Source organism: Streptomyces sp. NPDC029122, from assembly GCF_055569445.1.
Genome location: NZ_JBVHWK010000002.1, coordinates 308,933 through 325,179 on the forward strand (window position 1 = coordinate 308,933; position 16,247 = coordinate 325,179).

The 16,247-nt window shown below is 72.9% G+C and carries 12 protein-coding genes; 9 read left to right on the forward strand and 3 right to left on the reverse strand.

Translation table 11 applies throughout. The annotated features are described in order from the left end of the window. Positions 1–171 precede the first annotated feature (171 nt). Positions 172–1,065, forward strand: coding sequence for an SDR family oxidoreductase (locus ACZ4WZ_RS03815; RefSeq protein WP_467884669.1), 894 nt, complete (start codon positions 172–174; stop codon positions 1,063–1,065). A gap of 92 nt (positions 1,066–1,157) precedes the next feature. On the opposite strand, the gene ACZ4WZ_RS03820 is transcribed toward ACZ4WZ_RS03815, so the two are convergent. Next, positions 1,158–2,306: a CinY protein gene (locus tag ACZ4WZ_RS03820; RefSeq protein WP_467884671.1), complete on the reverse strand. Its 1,149-nt coding sequence runs from the start codon at positions 2,304–2,306 to the stop codon at positions 1,158–1,160. 211 nt (positions 2,307–2,517) lie between these two features. On the opposite strand from ACZ4WZ_RS03820, the gene ACZ4WZ_RS03825 reads away from it, so the two are divergent. From ACZ4WZ_RS03825 to ACZ4WZ_RS03835, 3 genes are all read left to right on the forward strand, one after another. Continuing rightward, positions 2,518–3,267, forward strand: coding sequence for a ZIP family metal transporter (locus ACZ4WZ_RS03825; protein WP_467884673.1), 750 nt, complete (start codon positions 2,518–2,520; stop codon positions 3,265–3,267). 200 nt (positions 3,268–3,467) lie between these two features. After that, positions 3,468–5,039, forward strand: a complete 1,572-nt coding sequence (locus ACZ4WZ_RS03830; protein ID WP_467884675.1) for an alpha/beta hydrolase — start codon at positions 3,468–3,470, stop codon at positions 5,037–5,039. A gap of 206 nt (positions 5,040–5,245) precedes the next feature. Continuing rightward, entirely contained in the window at positions 5,246–6,097 is an 852-nt protein-coding gene (locus ACZ4WZ_RS03835) for an MBL fold metallo-hydrolase (protein ID WP_467884676.1), read from the forward strand. Between the two features lie 37 nt (positions 6,098–6,134). On the opposite strand, the gene ACZ4WZ_RS03840 is transcribed toward ACZ4WZ_RS03835, so the two are convergent. Then, the gene (locus ACZ4WZ_RS03840; RefSeq protein ID WP_467884678.1) at positions 6,135–7,502 is read right to left on the reverse strand and encodes a family 43 glycosylhydrolase; all 1,368 of its coding nucleotides are present in this window, start codon (positions 7,500–7,502) and stop codon (positions 6,135–6,137) included. A 322-nt stretch (positions 7,503–7,824) separates the two neighbouring features. Between ACZ4WZ_RS03840 and ACZ4WZ_RS03845 the strand changes: the two genes are divergently transcribed. After that, entirely contained in the window at positions 7,825–8,028 is a 204-nt protein-coding gene (locus ACZ4WZ_RS03845; RefSeq protein ID WP_467884680.1) for a hypothetical protein, read from the forward strand. A 96-nt stretch (positions 8,029–8,124) separates the two neighbouring features. Beyond that, complete coding sequence (locus tag ACZ4WZ_RS03850) at positions 8,125–9,471, forward strand: nucleotide sugar dehydrogenase (protein WP_467884681.1); 1,347 nt, start codon at positions 8,125–8,127, stop codon at positions 9,469–9,471. A 15-nt stretch (positions 9,472–9,486) separates the two neighbouring features. Here ACZ4WZ_RS03850 and ACZ4WZ_RS03855 read toward each other — a convergent pair whose 3' ends face one another. Further along, a complete protein-coding gene (locus ACZ4WZ_RS03855) occupies positions 9,487–10,914 on the reverse strand; it encodes a lipase maturation factor family protein (protein WP_467884683.1) in 1,428 nt (475 codons plus the stop codon). A 309-nt stretch (positions 10,915–11,223) separates the two neighbouring features. Here ACZ4WZ_RS03855 and ACZ4WZ_RS03860 point away from each other — a divergent pair, with 309 nt between their 5' ends. The 3 genes from ACZ4WZ_RS03860 to ACZ4WZ_RS03870 all read left to right on the forward strand — a co-directional run bounded on the left by ACZ4WZ_RS03860 (position 11,224) and on the right by ACZ4WZ_RS03870 (position 16,243). Continuing rightward, complete coding sequence (locus ACZ4WZ_RS03860; protein WP_467884685.1) at positions 11,224–13,512, forward strand: amylo-alpha-1,6-glucosidase; 2,289 nt, start codon at positions 11,224–11,226, stop codon at positions 13,510–13,512. Next, the gene (locus ACZ4WZ_RS03865) at positions 13,509–14,585 is read left to right on the forward strand and encodes a glycosyltransferase family 4 protein (RefSeq protein WP_467884687.1); all 1,077 of its coding nucleotides are present in this window, start codon (positions 13,509–13,511) and stop codon (positions 14,583–14,585) included. The genes ACZ4WZ_RS03860 and ACZ4WZ_RS03865 overlap by 4 nt, the downstream gene beginning before the upstream one ends. 113 nt (positions 14,586–14,698) lie before the next feature. Next, positions 14,699–16,243: an FAD-dependent oxidoreductase gene (locus ACZ4WZ_RS03870; RefSeq protein WP_467884689.1), complete on the forward strand. Its 1,545-nt coding sequence runs from the start codon at positions 14,699–14,701 to the stop codon at positions 16,241–16,243. The last annotated feature ends 4 nt before the right edge of the window (positions 16,244–16,247 follow it).

Consider the following 16,247-nt stretch of genomic DNA (forward strand, 5'->3'; position numbering starts at 1 on the left):
ATAGGAGCCCGTCGCCCGGGTAGCCGGGTCGCATGACACCGGAACGACCCGCTGCGCGCGGGCGCGCCGGTCCGCGCGGTGTCCCGCCGGCTCAAGGCCGCCCGTACCCGCCGTCCCCGTACCGCCGTCCCCCGACGGCCCTCAGAACAGAGCGAACAGGACGTGATCCCGATGCCCTCCCGCGGCGAACCCCACCTCCCCGACCCGGTGCGCCTCCACCCGCGCCCCCCGTTCCCCGAGCAGGACCAGGAGCACCCCGGTTCGACCAGCGCGATGGACCCCCGCCCCGACCACGGCGAGGACACCTACCGCGGTCACGAACTGCTCCTGAACCGCAGGGCGCTCGTCACCGGAGGGGACTCGGGGATCGGCCGGGCGGTCTGCCTCGCCTTCGCCCGGGAAGGAGCCGACGTCGTCTTCACCCACCTGCCCGAGGAGGCCGGAGAGGCCGAGGAGACGGCCCGCCTCATCCGCGAGGCGGGGCGCACGGCACTGCCCGTCGCATGCGACATCCGGTACGAGGAACAGTGCACCTCGCTGATCGAGCGGGCCGTGCGCGAGCTGGGCCCCGTCGATCTCCTGGTCAACAACGCCGCCTACCAGATGGCCCAGCCCGACGGGATCGAGGCGATCACCACCGAGCAGTTCGACCGGGTGATGAAGACCAACCTGTACGGGATGTTCTGGCTCACCCGCGCGGCCCTGGCCCACATGCCGCGCGGCGGCTGCGTGATCAACACGACGTCCGTGCAGGGCTACCAGCCCAGCCCACACCTGCTCGACTACGCGATGACGAAATCGGCGATCATCTCCTTCACCCACGGGCTGGCGCAGATGCTCGCCGAGCGCGGCATCCGGGTCAACGCCGTCGCCCCCGGACCGGTCTGGACGCCGCTGATCCCCGCGACGATGCCCGACGCGACGAAGTTCGGCGAGCAGTCACCGCTGGGCAGGCCGGCCCAGCCGTCGGAGATGGCACCCGCGTACGTCTTCCTCGCCTCGTCCCAGGCCGGCTACATCACCGGTGAGATCGTCAACGCCACCGGCGGCACCCCGCTGCCCTGAGCGGGACCCGGGACCGGGGGGGCGAACCGCTCCTCCCCCCGGCCCCGTCGCCCGTAGCGGAGAGCGCGCGGGCCGGGCGGCCGCCCCAAGGCCTACCGGCAGTCGCGCACCGGGTCGTCCTGGGTCATCGCGCAGGCGATGCGCTGGCCGCGGGCGGTGCCGTAGCGGGCGATGAGGGAGCTGCGGAAGCCCGCCCACTGGGAGCGGGTGTCGGCGATGGCCGCCTGGACGGCGGCGCTGAAGTTGCCGGCGACCTGCCCCCGGGAGGTGGTCGGGGAGGAGGCCTCCCCGGTCGCGGGGTCGATGATGCCGTTGTCCTTGTTCAGGACGCCGTGGGTGACGCGATTGCCGCAGCCCCACGGGTTGAGGCTGAAACAGCCGGTCGTGAGGTCGCTGGGAATGTCGGAGGCCGAAGGTGCCGCCGCGGCCAGCCGGAGGAAGGGCGCCGGTCCGGTACGGGCCAGGCCCGGCGGGTTGTTGACGCCGATGGCGTACCTGCTGTCCGCCTTGTCCGCCCAGTTGCTGTGCGAGTAGAAGTCCTCGGTGCCGTGGAGCGCCCGGCCGAAGCCCTCGATGGCGTTGCACTTGCCGCGGCCCGCGACGCCCAGCACGAAGGTGCAGTCGGAGGAGAGGTCGGTCGCGGAGGCGCTGACGCCGCCCGCGGCGTCCACGAGCGCGTCCGCCTTCTCCACGCCCCGGTTGAACTCGCCCTTGAGGTGCGCGATGCACGCCAGCAGCACCGAGGTGGCCTGCGCGCGGGTCCGGGGGTAGCCGGCCGCGCTGAGGTAGTCGGCGCCGTCGCAGTGCGCGGCTTCGGTGAACACCTGGTCCACGTCCGGCGCTCCGATGGCCCCCATCGTTCCCTTCGCCCCCGCCAACTGACGGATGGACGCCGGCTGGAAGCAGTCCCCGGTCGCGCCCGGGGAGATGCCGGCCGGGCACGCGAGGGCGGCACGGGTGATGCGTTCGTGCTCGGAGTTCTGCCCGAAGCTGTCGATGGTGCCGAAGTACTGGATCGGCGGTATGCCGGGTCCGGGCTTCTTCGCCTTGGCGGCCGAGCCGGTGGGCGTGAGCGCCGGTCCGGTGACCGCCCCCGCGGTCGCCCCGTCCTTCGTCCCGCCCTTCGCCGTGTCCGGAAGCGGAGCGGCGTCGGCGGACGTCGCGAGCCCGAGGAGCAGGGCGGTGGCCGCGATCCCGGCCGAGAGCGTCGAGAGCACTGGCCTGCTCCGACGGTGTGTCATCGTCATGATGATGTCCCCTTGTTGAGACCCGTGCGCCTCCCTCGGGCGTACGGGCCGTCAAAATATAGCTACTGCTCAGTAGCCACCGGGCACCGGCGCCTCGGGCCGTCTCCGAAGCGCCGGCCGGGCGGTCCCGTGGGCCGGACGGCCGTTGCGGCGCCCCTTCGCGGGGTAGGAGCGGCCCACGTGTCGGAAGGGAAGGCGGGCGGCTGTGAGCGGAGCGTTGACGGCGGGAGGATGGGGGCTGTTCGCGGGGGCGGCTCTGCTGGTGGGGGCGGCCATCGGCTCGCTGACGCGCGTCCCGCCACGGCTGATCGCGCTCGTGATGGCGTTCGGCAGCGGCGTACTGATGGCCGCGGTCTCCTTCGAGCTGATCGCCGAAGCCTACGAGCGGTCGGGGATGTGGCCGGTGGCGGCGGGAGCGGTCGGCGGCGCGGGCGTGTACTCGGGCGCCAACGCGCTGCTGGCACGGCGCGGTGCGCAGCACCGCAAGCGCTCGGGGGAACAGCAGCCTTCCGAGGACGAGGCCCCCGGGTCCGGGAACGCCATCGCCTTGGGGGCGCTGCTCGACGGGATCCCGGAGTCCGTGGTGATCGGGACGAGCCTGCTGGGCGGCGGCCATCTGGGAGTCGCCACGGTGGGGGCGGTGTTCATCAGCAACATCCCGGAGGGACTGGCCAGTTCCGCCGGGATGAGGAGCGCCGGGCGCAGCCGGGCCTACGTGTTCGCCCTGTGGGGGAGCATCGCCGTGATCAGCGGACTGGCCGCCCTGGCCGGGTACGCGCTGCTGGGAGGGGCTTCCGAAGCGACGATGGCCGTGATCACCGCGGTGGCCGGCGGGGCGATCCTGGCGATGATCGCCGACACGATGATCCCGGAGGCGTACGGCAAGGTGCACCTGCTGACGGGCCTGGTCACCGTGGTGGGCTTCCTGTCCGCGTTCGCGCTGTCCCACCTGTAGCCGCCGCGTGCCGGGCGGGCCCGACCCCGGACCGTCGGCGATCCGGCGACGGCCCGCCCGGCCGGGGCGAGCCCCGGGGCCGTCCTCCCCGGGGCGGAGGCCGCACCGGGACGAGGGTCCCGGACCGGCGGCGGGCGGGACCAGGGTCCTCGTGCCCCGGGTCGATGTGCCGTACGGGGGCCCGTTCGTAGCCTCGGGGCATGCGATCACCCCGAACGGCCATCAGCCCGCCCCTGCGCAACGCCCTCGCCCTGGGCCTCGCCCTGTCCGCCTGCCTCACCGGGTCTCCCGCCCTCGCCGCGGCCGGCGAAGGGGGCACCGGGCTCGACCGGTACTACCGCCAGCGGCCCGACTGGGGCAGCTGCGCCAAGGGACCTGACGACACGGCGGGCCGCGACCTCGACCGGGCCGGCGTACGCTGCGCCGACGTGACCGTTCCGCTGGACTACTCCGCTCCCCGGGGCCGCACGATCACCGTCGCCGTATCCCGGCTCAAGGCCACCGACACCCGCCACCGCATCGGCTCGATCCTGCTGAACAACGGCGGCCCGGGCGGAGGCGCGGTCGCCTCACCGCCGGACATGCGCAAGGCGATGAAGGGCGTCGGCGCGCGCTACGACATCATCGGCTTCGACCCGCGCTTCGTCGGCCGCAGCACCCCGCTGGACTGCGGCTGGCCCGTCGGCATGACCTGGCTGTCGTCGGGCGACGGCCGGGCGGGCTTCGACCGGCAGGTCACCCTCCAGAAGAGCCTCGCCGACAAGTGCCGCGCCACCAACGCCTCCGTGCTCCCGCACGTCAGTACCCGCAACACGGCCCGCGACATGGACGTCATCCGCGGCGTGCTCGGCGAGCGGAAGATCTCCTACCTGGGCTATTCGTACGGCAGCTACCTGGGCACGGTCTACACCCAGATGTTCCCCACCCGCTACGACCGGGTGGTCTTCGACGGCGCGGTCGCCCCGGCCGACTACCGTGCCCGGCTGCTCCAGGGCACCGAGCGCGAGAACGAGCGGGCGCTCGCCGACTGGGCCGACTGGGCGGCACGGCGCCACGACACCTACGGGCTCGGCCGCACCCGCGCCGAGGTGCTCGCCACCATCGGCCGTATCGTCACGGCGTCGGCCCGCGCCCCCTTGACCATCGGCACCGGCACCGACACCTTCCGGATCGACGACAGCCAGGTGCCGCTCCTGCTCTTCTCGGGCATCTCGGACGACACCGACCCGGCGCGGGCGTCCTTCGGGGAACAGATGTCGGCCCTGGCCAAGGCCGCGGAGGGCGTGCCGAGCACGCTGTCGCCGGAGTTCGCCACGGCGCTCCGGTACGCGCTGCGCGGCGAGGGCGAGCCCACGGGCGCGCAGGCCGCGATCATCTGCGGGGACGTGGCCGCCCCGCGCGACCCGGAGCTCTACTGGCGCGACATCGAACGCAACCGGGCGAAGCACCCCCTCTTCGGCCCCCTGACCGACAACATAGGCCCGTGCGCCTTCTGGGACCGCCCGCGCGAGGAACCCACCCAGGTACGGCGGGACACCCCCGCCCTGATCGTGGCGGCCACCGGCGATCCGCGCACCACCTACCGCAGCAGCGTCGCCCTGCGCGGCCTGCTCCCCAGCTCCAGGCTGCTCACCCTGGAGGGCGCCAACCGGCACGCCCTCTTCGGGCTCTACGGCAACACCTGCGTGGACGACCAGGTCAACGCGTACCTGGCCACCGGCACCCTGCCGAAGCAGGACCGGACCTGCGCCCAGCAGGCCGGACCGCAGTGAGGAAGCCGCCGACGGCCGCCCAGGGGACCGCCGGCACCTGATGGTTCCCGGTCCCGCACGCAGGACGCCGACGCCGGACCGGGCCGCAGGCCCCGCGCGGGAGCAGCGGCCCGGGTGCGCGGCCGCCCTGCGTTTGCGGCGGCCGCGCACCGGGGCTGCACTGGATTCATGGACGCTGCGATGACTCCGTCCTAGGGAGAGCAGCGATGACAAGCACGGAAAACTTCGACCTCCTGCGGCCGTACGAGATCGCCGAGGAGACGTTCGTCATCCCGTGGGCCCTGCAGGCCCCGCCGGTCGGCCACTTCCCGATGAACTCCATGGTGATCCGGGGAGCGGAACCGATCCTCGTGGACACCGGGGCGCCCGCGGTGCGCTCCCAGTGGCTGGAGGCGGCCTGGTCGGTGGTGGATCCCCTGGACGTACGGTGGATCTTCCTCACCCACGACGACCGTGACCACGCCGGCAACCTCCTGGCGGTCCTCGCGGAGTGCCCGAACGCGACACTGCTGACGACATGGTTCTCCATCGGCCGCATGGCCGAGGAATGGGAGACCCCCGTCAACCGGTGCCGCTTCATGATCGACGGCGACACCATCGACGCGGGCGACCGCACCCTGGTCGCCAAGCGGCCGCCCCTGTACGACAACCCCACGACCCGCGCCCTCTTCGACACGAAGACCGGCGTCCTGTGGTCCGTGGACACCTTCGCCACGAACGTTCCCACCCCCATGCCCGAAACGGCAGCGCTGACGCCGGACGAATTCCGCGACGGACAGTTCTTCGGCGGACGCCTGGTCTCCCCCTGGTCCGCCCTGCTGGACGACGAGAAGTTCGGGGCGGTCGTCACCGGCTTCCAGGACCTGAACGCCGAGGTCATCGCCGGCTGCCACTGCCCGGTCCTCCGCGGCCCGCACATCCCCGAGGCCTACGACCTCCTGCGCCGGCTCCCCGGAATCCCGCCGTGGACGGAGTTCACCCAGGCCGACCTGGACCAGTGGATGGCGGCGGCCGAAAGCTCGGTTCCGCCGGAGCAGCCGCGGCCGTCGGGGACCTGAGCCGCGCCCGCCGCGCGGCGGGCGCGACCGGCGGGGCTCAGGCCAGTTCCACGCCGTCCAGCTCGGTGAAGTACTCACCCTTGGACAGACGGACCGTGTTCCATCCTCCGGAGAGGGTCACGGACGTCTCGGTCGTCTTCCAGGTGTCCCAGCCGGTGTGCCAGTAGCGGACGGTACCGGCGGCGGTGCCGTTGACCGAGAGGCGGTGGGTCGCGTCCACCGGCGTTCCCGCGGCGTCCCTGGAACCGTTGCCGAACCGCACGGACAGCAGGTGCTCGCCCGCCGACGCGGCGAAGACCGTGAACTCCACGTAGCTGTCGTCGTGGTCGATGCCCCCGACCGCCCGTCCGCCGGAACCGCCCGCGGCGTCACGGACCAGTGCGTGGTGCACGCGCGCGTCCTCCGCCTCATGGAGGACCTTGCTGCCGCGTACGACGGGCCGTCCATGCGCGAAGCCCAGGTCGGCCACGTGCATCGGCCGGCGGCCGTAGTCGGCGCTCCAGCCGTGGAAGACGATCCGGTCACGGCCGTCGGGGCCGGTCATCACGTCCTGCCCGCCGGGGCCGCGTACCCTGCCCGAGAAGCTCTCCGTCGTCATCAACGGGCCGGCCGCCTTGACGTACGGGCCCGTCAGCGCGGGTGCCACCGCGTAGCCGGTCCTGTACTTGTCACGCCGGTAGTCACCGGCCGAGTAGAACAGCACATAGTGGCCGTCCCGTTCGACGAGGGTGGGCGCTTCCACCAGCCCTTCCCCCGGGTCCTGCCCGATCAGCCTGACCGGGTCCCCGGTCGTACGGGTACCGTCCCACGAGGTGGGCTGCAGGTACAGCCAGGTGTCCATGCCGCAGCAGTTGCCGTCGTTCTTCCACAGCAGGTAGCGCTGCCCCCGCTCGGTGTGGCTGGAGGCGTCGATCGCACCGCCCTCCGAGGCCGGGCACACCAGCGGCCCGTCACCGGCCGGCCGGAAGGGGCCCGCCGCGGAGGAGGACAGCGCGACTCCGACGCACTGCTTGTCCGTCGCCCTGTCCCGGGCCGTGTAGTGCATGGTGAAGCCGTTGCCGTTGTCGTACACCTCCGGCGCCCACACGAGGTCGCGGTGGGGGACCGCCCAGTCACCCAGCACGGGCAGGACGTCACCGCTGTCGACCTGCCAGTGCACCAGGTCGCCGGAGGTCGCGTGCTGGATGTTCTTGCCGTCGCCGTTGGTGGCGTACGCGTGATACGTGCGGCCCACCCTCACGATGTCCGGGTCGGGGAAGTTCCGGTCGATCACCGGACCGTCCGCGGCGGCCAGGGCAGGGCCCCCGGCCGGGCCCAGGAATATGGCCGCGGTGACGGCGGCCAGTGCGAGACAGCGCCCGAAGCGGCGCGTGAGGCGGGGCTTGAGGTGATGAGGAAGGGGCATGGCGCTCCGATGCCGCGCGTCCGGGCCACCCGAAGCCGGTGGTACCGGCGATGGCTGGTGGCCCGAGCGCGTCAGGTCAGTGTCCGGACGGTTCCGCAGTGACAACGCGCCGGCGCGCCCGCCGTTGCGCGACACGGCGGGTCGGGAGCCCGCGGACCGCCGCCGGCGGTGCCCACGGCGGCCCTTTCCGAGGGGACGGCTGGGCCGGGGAGATCAGCTCCGGTCACGCGTGAGGGTGGTCCGGCCGCGGGCCGCCTTGTCCCCGTCCGCCGTGGCGTGGCAGCGTCACATGTCCTTGATCCGGACAGAGGGAGACGCCCGCATGACCGAGGACCTGGCCACAGACACCATCCGGAAGCTGGAGGACCTCGTGGCGTCGAACTCCCTGCCGGAGCACACCGTCGAACTGCTCCAGGTCTCCCTCGACCAGGCCCGGGCGGCGAAGGCGGCGGGTCACGACCAAGAGGCGATCACCATCGCCGGCCAGGCCCTGCAGACGGCGGAGGACGCTTCCGGGGACCGGTAGCCCTGCACGCACTCCGTCTCCCCGGCGCGGCAGGCGGACCAGGCGGACCCGGCGGACCAGGCGGAGCCGGCGGAGCTGTTCGAGTGAGGAGTGGCCGTGCGGGTGGCAGTGGTGGGCCAGGGTTACGTCGGGCTGACGGCTGCCCTCGGGCTGGCGGCGAAGAAGCACCAGGTGGTCGGGGTGGAAGCCGACCCCCGGCGGCTGCGGCTGTTGGCCGAGGGAAAGGTGCCGTTCGAGGAGCGGGGCTTCGACGCACTCCTGGCCGAGGCTCGCGGCGCCGGTACGCTGGCCTTCGCCGGGGCGCTGTCGGCGCTCCGCGATCCGCTGGACGCCGTACTGATCGCCGCGGGCTCCCCGCCGACCGTCACCGGCCGGCCGGACCTGGCCCAGGTGCGGGCCGCCCTCGCGGACGTGCTGGCGCTCCCCTCGCTGCCGGGCCTGGTGGTGGTCAAGTCCACGGTGCCGCCCGGGACCAGCGCCGACTGGCTGGCCGCCCCGGGCGCCGAACCGCTGCGCACCCGCTACGTCTACAGCCCCGAGTTCCTCAGCCAGGGCCGCGCCGCCGAGGACTGGAACCATCCCGCCCGGATCGTCGCCGGTCTCGCCGAGCCCGGACTGCTCGGCCAGGTCCGCGAGCTGTACCGGGGCATCGACGCCCCCTGGGTGGTGACCGACCCCACCACCGCCGAGACGGTCAAGTACGCCGCTAACGCCTTCCTCGCGACCAAGGTCAGCTTCGTCGGCGACCTGATCACCCTGTGCGAGGGGACCGGCGCCGACATCGACGACGTGCTGACCGGCGCCGGACTCGACCCGCGCATCGGCACGGCCTTCCTGCGCGCCGAGGCCGGCTACGCCGGATCCTGCCTGCCCAAGGACACCCTCGCGCTGCGGTACTGGTCCCGCCTCGCCGGGCATCCGCTGCCGGTGATCGAGGCCGTCATCGCCGCCAACCGCGCCCAGGTGCTGCGTCCGGTCAGGCTGGTGCGCGACCACCTCGGCCCGGTACCCCTCGCCGGGGACGGGGCCGTCGTCGCCGTCCTCGGCCTGCGCTACCAGGTGTGGACGGACGACCTGCGCGACGCGCCCTCCATGACGATCGTCCCGGAACTGCAGGCGCTGGCGGGCACCGTACGGATCTGGGAGCCCTCCGTCCCGGCGGCGGACATCACGGGGCTGTTCCCCGGCACCCAGCCGGTCGCCGACCTCACCGAGGCGCTCGCCGGGGCGGCGGCGGCCGTCGTCCTGACCGACTGGCCGCAGGTCACCACCGCCGAGTGGGCCGCCCACGGGCGGCACATGGCGGCGCCGCGGCTGCTGGTCGACACCAAGAACTGCCTGCCGCCCGCCGCCGTCGCCCACACCGGTATCCGCTACCTCTCCATGGGGCCCCGCCGCAATGACGGCCGGAGCGGCTCCTCGGCCGGTCCGGGCGACCGCTGACCCCCCCCGCGCCGCTCAGTCGGCCCTGGTCACCGGTGGGACGTACTCGGCCACGAGGCCGCGCTGCCACCAGGCGCCAGTGTCACGCCGTTCGCGTCGGCTGGTGAAGCGGTAGTGGTAGAGCCGGGCGCGCAGGTAGGTGGGGGGAGCGGTGGGGAAGGGATTCTCCCCGAGCAGCTTGAGGACCGCCGGATCGTTGTCGAGGAGCTTGCCGAGGAGCGGTCCGAACCAGCCGCGGGCGTAGGCGGGCGAGAGCGCGGCGAACCACAGGAGCCAGTCGAGCCGCAGGTGGTAGGGGGCCACCTGCGGGGGCCGCCGGCGGACGTCACCGGGCTTTCCCCTGAAGCCGTACTCCCTCCACCGCGTGTCCGCCGTGATCTCGGGCTCGTCGGTCCCCTCGATCACCACCTCCAGGCGGATCCTGCTGACGCTGCCGAAGGCTCCGTAGGTGTTGACCAGGTGGAAGGGATTGAACGAGGAGTTCATCACCTGGTGCCGCGAGAGCATGTTGCGCACCGGCCAGTAGCTGAGCACGGCCACCAGGGCGGTGACGGCGATGACCAGGCCCTGGTACCACCCCGGTGGGGCGGCGAAGGCCGGAGGCTCCGGCAGGGGGAGCACGTCGGCGGCCCGTCCGCCGTCCACGGCGGACAGCGCGAGGAGGACGGCCAGCCAGTTGAGCCAGGCGAAGTTGCCGGACGCGACCAGCCACAGCTGGGTGACGACGATGAAGCCCGCGGCCACGCTCGCGACCGGCTGCGGCGCGAACAGCAGTACCGGTGCCACCAGCTGCGCCGCGTGGTTGCCCGCCACCTCGACCCGGTGCAGGGGCCTGGGCAGGTGGTGGAAGGCCCGGCTGAGCGGTCCCGGCATCGGCTGCGTCTCGTGGTGGTGGTACAGGCAGGTCAGGTCGCGCCAGCAGGAGTCTCCGCGCAGCTTGATCAGTCCCGCTCCGAACTCCAGCCGGAAGAGCAGCCAGCGCAGCAGGAACAGGACCAGGACGGGCGGCGCCGTGCGCTCGTTGCCGAGGAAGACGGCCAGGAAGCCCGCCTCCAGCAGCAGGGATTCCCACATGAACGCGTACCACGTCTGCCCGACGTTCACGATGGACAGGTACAGCACCCACAGGGCCGCCCACATCGCCACGGAAGCCCACAGGGGCACCCGGTCCGCCGCCCCCGCGGCCAGGGCGGCGGAGAGCGCCACGCCCGTCCACGCGACGGCCGCGAAGAAACGGTCCGAGTAGTGGAGGTGGAAGACGGTCGGCGTCCGCCGGAACGTGGTGGCGGCCAGGAAGCGTGGCACCGGGAGCAGCCCGCGTTCGCCGATGAGCGCCCGGTACTGGTGAACCGAGCTGAGGAAGGCCACGAGGTACAGGACGGCCAGACCCCGCTGGAACACCAGACGGCCCAGCCAGTAGTCGGTATCCGTGAACCACTCCACGGCACTCTCCTGCGCGGCGACGCGGGCGGCACCCGCCCCGGCGGATCGCGGCCCGTACTCCCTACCAGTAAGAACACCCGGGGCCGGCCGGCATTCCTGTGCGCCCCCCGCCGAAGCAGCCGAGACGTTGGCCCAGGCGGTGGACGAGTTCCCCTGCCCGGTCGCGCTGCCTGGGTGACGCCCCGTTCCGTGCGGTACGACTTGATCGATCCCTACGTCTGCCACGGGGCTGACGGACGTCACCCCGCCCTGAGCGGCGCGGGCCGACGCTACGGCGGGGGCCATGGGCTTCAGCCATCAGGAGGAAGCATGAGCGCGGGATTCGACACGATCGTCGAGCACGAACCCGCAGTGCACACCACAGCCACGGTGACGCTGGTCGAGGGGCCGACGTTCTGTGTCTCCGGAACGTCGGGGGACATGGAGGCGGACTCCCCGCAGGGGCTGTTCTTCCGCGACACCCGTGTCATCTCCGACTGGCGGCTGCGACTGGACGACCGGCTTCCGCACGAGCTCACGGTGCTGTCCGGGGACCCGTACAGCACCACGTTCGTGGCCCGCGTCCCCCCACTGGGCTCGGAGACCGAAGTACTGCTGGAACGCCGGCGCTACGTCGGTGACGGCATGCGGGAGGACCTCCACCTGCGGAACCTCGGCAACCGCCCGGTGTCACTGGTGCTCTCCCTGCACGTGGGCGCCGACTTCGCCGACCTGTTCGACGTGAAGGAGAACCGGGTGCAGTCCCGTGGCGAGGTCACCGCCTCGCCGGACGGCTCCGGCCTCACCCTCGCCCTGCTGGCCGGAGAGGCGCGGCGCGGGGTGCACGTGGAGGCCGCCGGTGCCCGGGCCCGGCCGGACGGCCTGGATTTCAGCGTCAGCCTCCCCGCACACGGCGACTGGCGCACGACCGTCCTGGTCCAGCCGAGCATCGACGGGCAACTGATCACCGGCACGTTCCCGACGGGAGCGGAGGTGGGCGAATCCTCCCCCGCGCGGCGGATGCGGGCGTGGCGCGAGGGCGCCCCGCGCGTCGGTGAGATCGAGGACCCCGAGCTCCGGCGGACGCTGCGGCGCAGCGTGGAGGACCTCGGGGCGCTGCGGATCTTCGACCCGCTGCATCCGGAGAACGTGGCCGTCGCGGCCGGCGCGCCGTGGTTCATGGCGCTCTTCGGACGTGACTCCCTGCTGGCCTCCTACATGGCGCTGCCTCTGGACCCGAGCCTGGCCCTGGGTACCTTGCAGACCCTGGCCCGCGCGCAGGGCCGCACCGTCGATCCCCGGACGGAGGAGCAGCCGGGACGGATCCTGCACGAGACCCGGTTCGGTCTGGACTTCCCGCTGGCCCGCGGCGGCGGCAGCGTCTACTACGGCACCGCCGACGCGACACCGCTGTTCGTGGTGATGCTGGGGGAGCTGCGGCGCTGGGGGATCGCACCGGCGGCCGTCGACGCGCTCCTGCCCCATGCCGACCGGGCGCTGGAGTGGATCGAGCGGTACGGCGACCGGGACGGCGACGGCTTCGTCGAGTACCACCGGATGACGGACGACGGCCTGCTCAACCAGGGCTGGAAGGACTCCTTCGACGGCGTGAACTTCGCCGACGGCCGCCTCGCCGAGTCACCGATCGCCCTGTGCGAGGTGCAGGCCTACGTGTACGCGGCGTACGTCGTGCGGTCGCACTTCGCGCACGAGGCCGGGGACACGGCCGCGGTCGAGCACTGGGCGCGGCGGGCCGCCGCGCTGAAGGAGGCGTTCAACGAACAGTTCTGGCTGCCCGACAGGGGGTGGTTCGCCATCGGCCTCGACCGGGACAAACGCCCCATCGACTCGCTGGCCTCCAACATGGGGCACTGCCTGTGGACCGGGATCGTCGACGAGGACAAGGCGGCCCGGGTGGCGGAGCGGCTGCTGTCGCCGGAGATGTTCACCGGCTGGGGGGTGCGTACGCTCGCTTCCTCCATGGGCGCCTACAACCCGATGAGCTACCACAACGGGTCGGTCTGGCCGCACGACAACGCCATCGTCGCGACCGGCCTGATGCGCTACGGCTTCGTGGAGGAGGCCCAGCGCGTGGCGACCGGCATCCTGGACGCCGCGGAGGCGTTCGGCGGCAGGCTGCCCGAGCTCTTCTGCGGCTTCGACCGCAGTGAGTACGAGGCACCGCTGCCCTACCCGACCTCCTGCTCCCCGCAGGCCTGGGCGGCCGCGGCCCCGGTCCAGCTCATGCGGGCGCTGCTGCGGCTGGACCCGTGGATGTCGCACCGGCAGGTGTGGGTGGCACCGGCCTGGCCCCAGCGCTACGGCCGCCTGCACGTCCACAACCTGCCGCTCGCCGGCGGCCGCGCGGAGCTGTGGGTGGACGGCGCGTCGACCCGTCTGGAGGGCCTCGCCGACGACGTGGAAGTCATCCTGCAGCCGCGCAAGCCGCTCGCCGCGGCGCCGAGCCACCGGAGGCCGCCGACGGGTCCGCCCCCGGCCGGTGGCACCGCAGAGCACACAGACCACGCAGGCCACGCAGGCCGCACAGACCACGCAGCCCATGCAGACCACGCAGACCACTCAGGACCCGCGGGGTCCGCAGGGGGGAGCAGCTCATGAACCGTCCTCTGGACATCGCCATCGTTTCCACGCCCTGGTTCCAGCTTCCGCCCGCCGCCTACGGGGGCATCGAGTCGATGTGCGCCGACCTGGTCGACGGCCTCGTGGAGCTGGGCCACAAGGTGACCGTCATCGGAGTGGGCCTCAACGGGACCAAGGCCGATTTCATCGCCACCGACACCATGGCCCGGGGAGACACACGGCTCGGGAGGGCCGGACCGGAGGTGCTGCACGCGGCGCGCGCGGCACAGGTGCTCCGCACCCTTCAGCCGGACATCATCCACGACCACAGCACCGCCGGACCGCTCCAGGCGGGTCAGCGGCCGGTCCCCACCGTGGTGACCGCGCACGGACCCGTCTCGGGCGAGCTCGGGGACTACTACCAGGCGCTGGCCGGCTCGGTGAGCCTGGTGGCGATCTCCCGCGCCCAGCAGGAGCAGGCCCCCGGCCTCCCCTGGGCCGGGCAGGTCCACAACGCCGTCCGCACCCTCGACCACCCCTTCCGCGAGCACAAGGGCGACCGCGTGGCCTTCCTCGGCCGGATCGCCGCCGAGAAGGGCGTTCACCTCGCCATCGACGCCGCCCGCCGGGCGGGGAAGGCGATCACCATCGCCGGCAAGTGCAACGACCCGGACGAGGAGCCGTACTTCAGGAACGAGGTCCTGCCCCGCCTGGGCGAGGACGCCGAATGGGTGGGCGAGCTGGACCAGGCGGCCAAGCGAGAGCTGCTCGCCGATGCCCAGTGCCTGCTCTTCCCGATCTGCTGGGAAGAGCCCTTCGGCATGGTGATGATCGAAGCCATGGCATGCGGCACCCCCGTCGTGGCGCTGCGGCGGGGATCCGTGCCCGAGATCGTCGACCACGGTGTGACGGGCTTCGTGTGTGACGACCCGGCCGAGCTGGCGGACGCGATCCGCAACGTCAGCCGCCTCTCCCCCCGGGACTGCCGGGCGCGGGTGCTCGACCGGTTCGACACCTCCCGCATGGCGGCGGCGTACGCCTCGCTCTACGAGGAGCTCGCCGGCCGGCGCACGGACCGGCTCGCCCCTGGCCACGGCCTGAGCAGCACGTAGCGGGCCGTGCACGCACAGGAGCGGCCCTCCCCTTCGTCCCGTAGCGCGGGCGCGCCCCGCGCTACGGGCGAGGCGGACGCATTGCGACGGGAATCCCTGGGCAGGCGCCGGACATGAACCTAAGCCCCTCCCCGGGCCGGTCGTACTGGATGCAGACGGCCGAGATGCCCGCCTTCGCCCCCCTGTCGACCGCCACGGAGGCGGACGCGGCCGTCATCGGCGGCGGCATCGCCGGCCTCAGCGTGGCCTGGGAACTCGCCCGCACCGGGCTCAGCGTCGTCGTGCTGGAGGCCGACCGCCTCGCGGGAGGCGTGACCGGCCACACCACCGGAAAGCTCACCGCCCTGCACCCCGGGGTGTACGACACGCTGCGCAGCAGGCACGGGGAGGACGCCGCCCGCCGCTACGCCACGTCCCAGAGCGCCGCGCTGCGCCACGTCATCGAGGTGGTCCGCGACCTCGGCATCGACTGTGACCTGGAACGCCGCCCCGCCCTCACCTACTGCGAACGGCCCGACGGCGTGGAGGCGCTGCGGGCGGAGGTCGAAGCCGCCCGGGCGGCCGGTCTCGACGCCTCCTTCGTCACCGAGACCGGTCTGCCGTATCCGGTCGCGGGCGCCGTCACGCTCGGGGACCAGGCGCAGTTCCACCCCCTCGGATACCTGCGCGGTCTCGTCGACGACCTCGTCGCGCGCGGTGGGCGGCTGTACGAGCACACCCGTGTCACCGGCCTCGACGGGGGCGATCCGTGCCGCGTCACGACCTCTTCCGGGACCGCCGTCACCGCCCGGCACGTGGTCATCGCCACCCACCACCCGGTCTTCGACCACGCCGTGCTCGCCACCCGGCTCACCCAGCGGCGCGACCTGGTCATCGCGGGACCCCTGCCCGCCGGCCAGGACCCGGACGGCATGTACATCACCAGGGAAGACGCCACGCGGTCCGTGCGCACCACGCCCCTCGCGGACGGCGGCCGGCTCCTGATCGTCGGCGGAGAGGCCTTCAGCCCGGGCAGCGGACAGGACACGGCGCAGGGATACGCCCGCCTGCAGGCGTGGACCGAGCGGTACTTCACCGGTGTGCCGATCACGCACCGGTGGGCGGCCCAGGACAACAGTTCCACCGACACGCTGCCCCTCATCGGCCGCTGGGGCACCGACGGTGAACACGTCTACGTCGCCACCGGATTCGCCGGCTGGGGCATGACCGGCGGAGTACTGGCCGGGCAACTCATCGCCTCCCTCGTCACCCGCGGCGAGGACCCGTGGTCCGGGCTCTACGACCCCCGTCGCTTCGGCGCCGCCCTCCGGTCGGCCCCCGAGTTCCTGAAGGCCCAGTGGGACGTCGGGAAGCACTTCGTCATGGACCGGCTGAAGGCCATGGGCGACGGTACGGGCGGCCCGGTCGACGCGCTGCGGCCGGGTGAGGCCACGGTCGTCCGGGCCGACGGCGGGCCGTGCGCCGTGCACCGCGACGACCAGGGGGAACTGCACGCCGTGTCGGCCGTCTGCACCCACCTCGGCTGCCTCGTCGCCTTCAACAACGCGGAACGGACGTGGGAGTGCCCCTGCCACGGCTCCCGCTTCGGGGTCGACGGCGAGGTCCTCCAGGGCCCCGCACTCGACCCCCTGGAACGACGGGACCCGAAGGACCTCTGAGGAG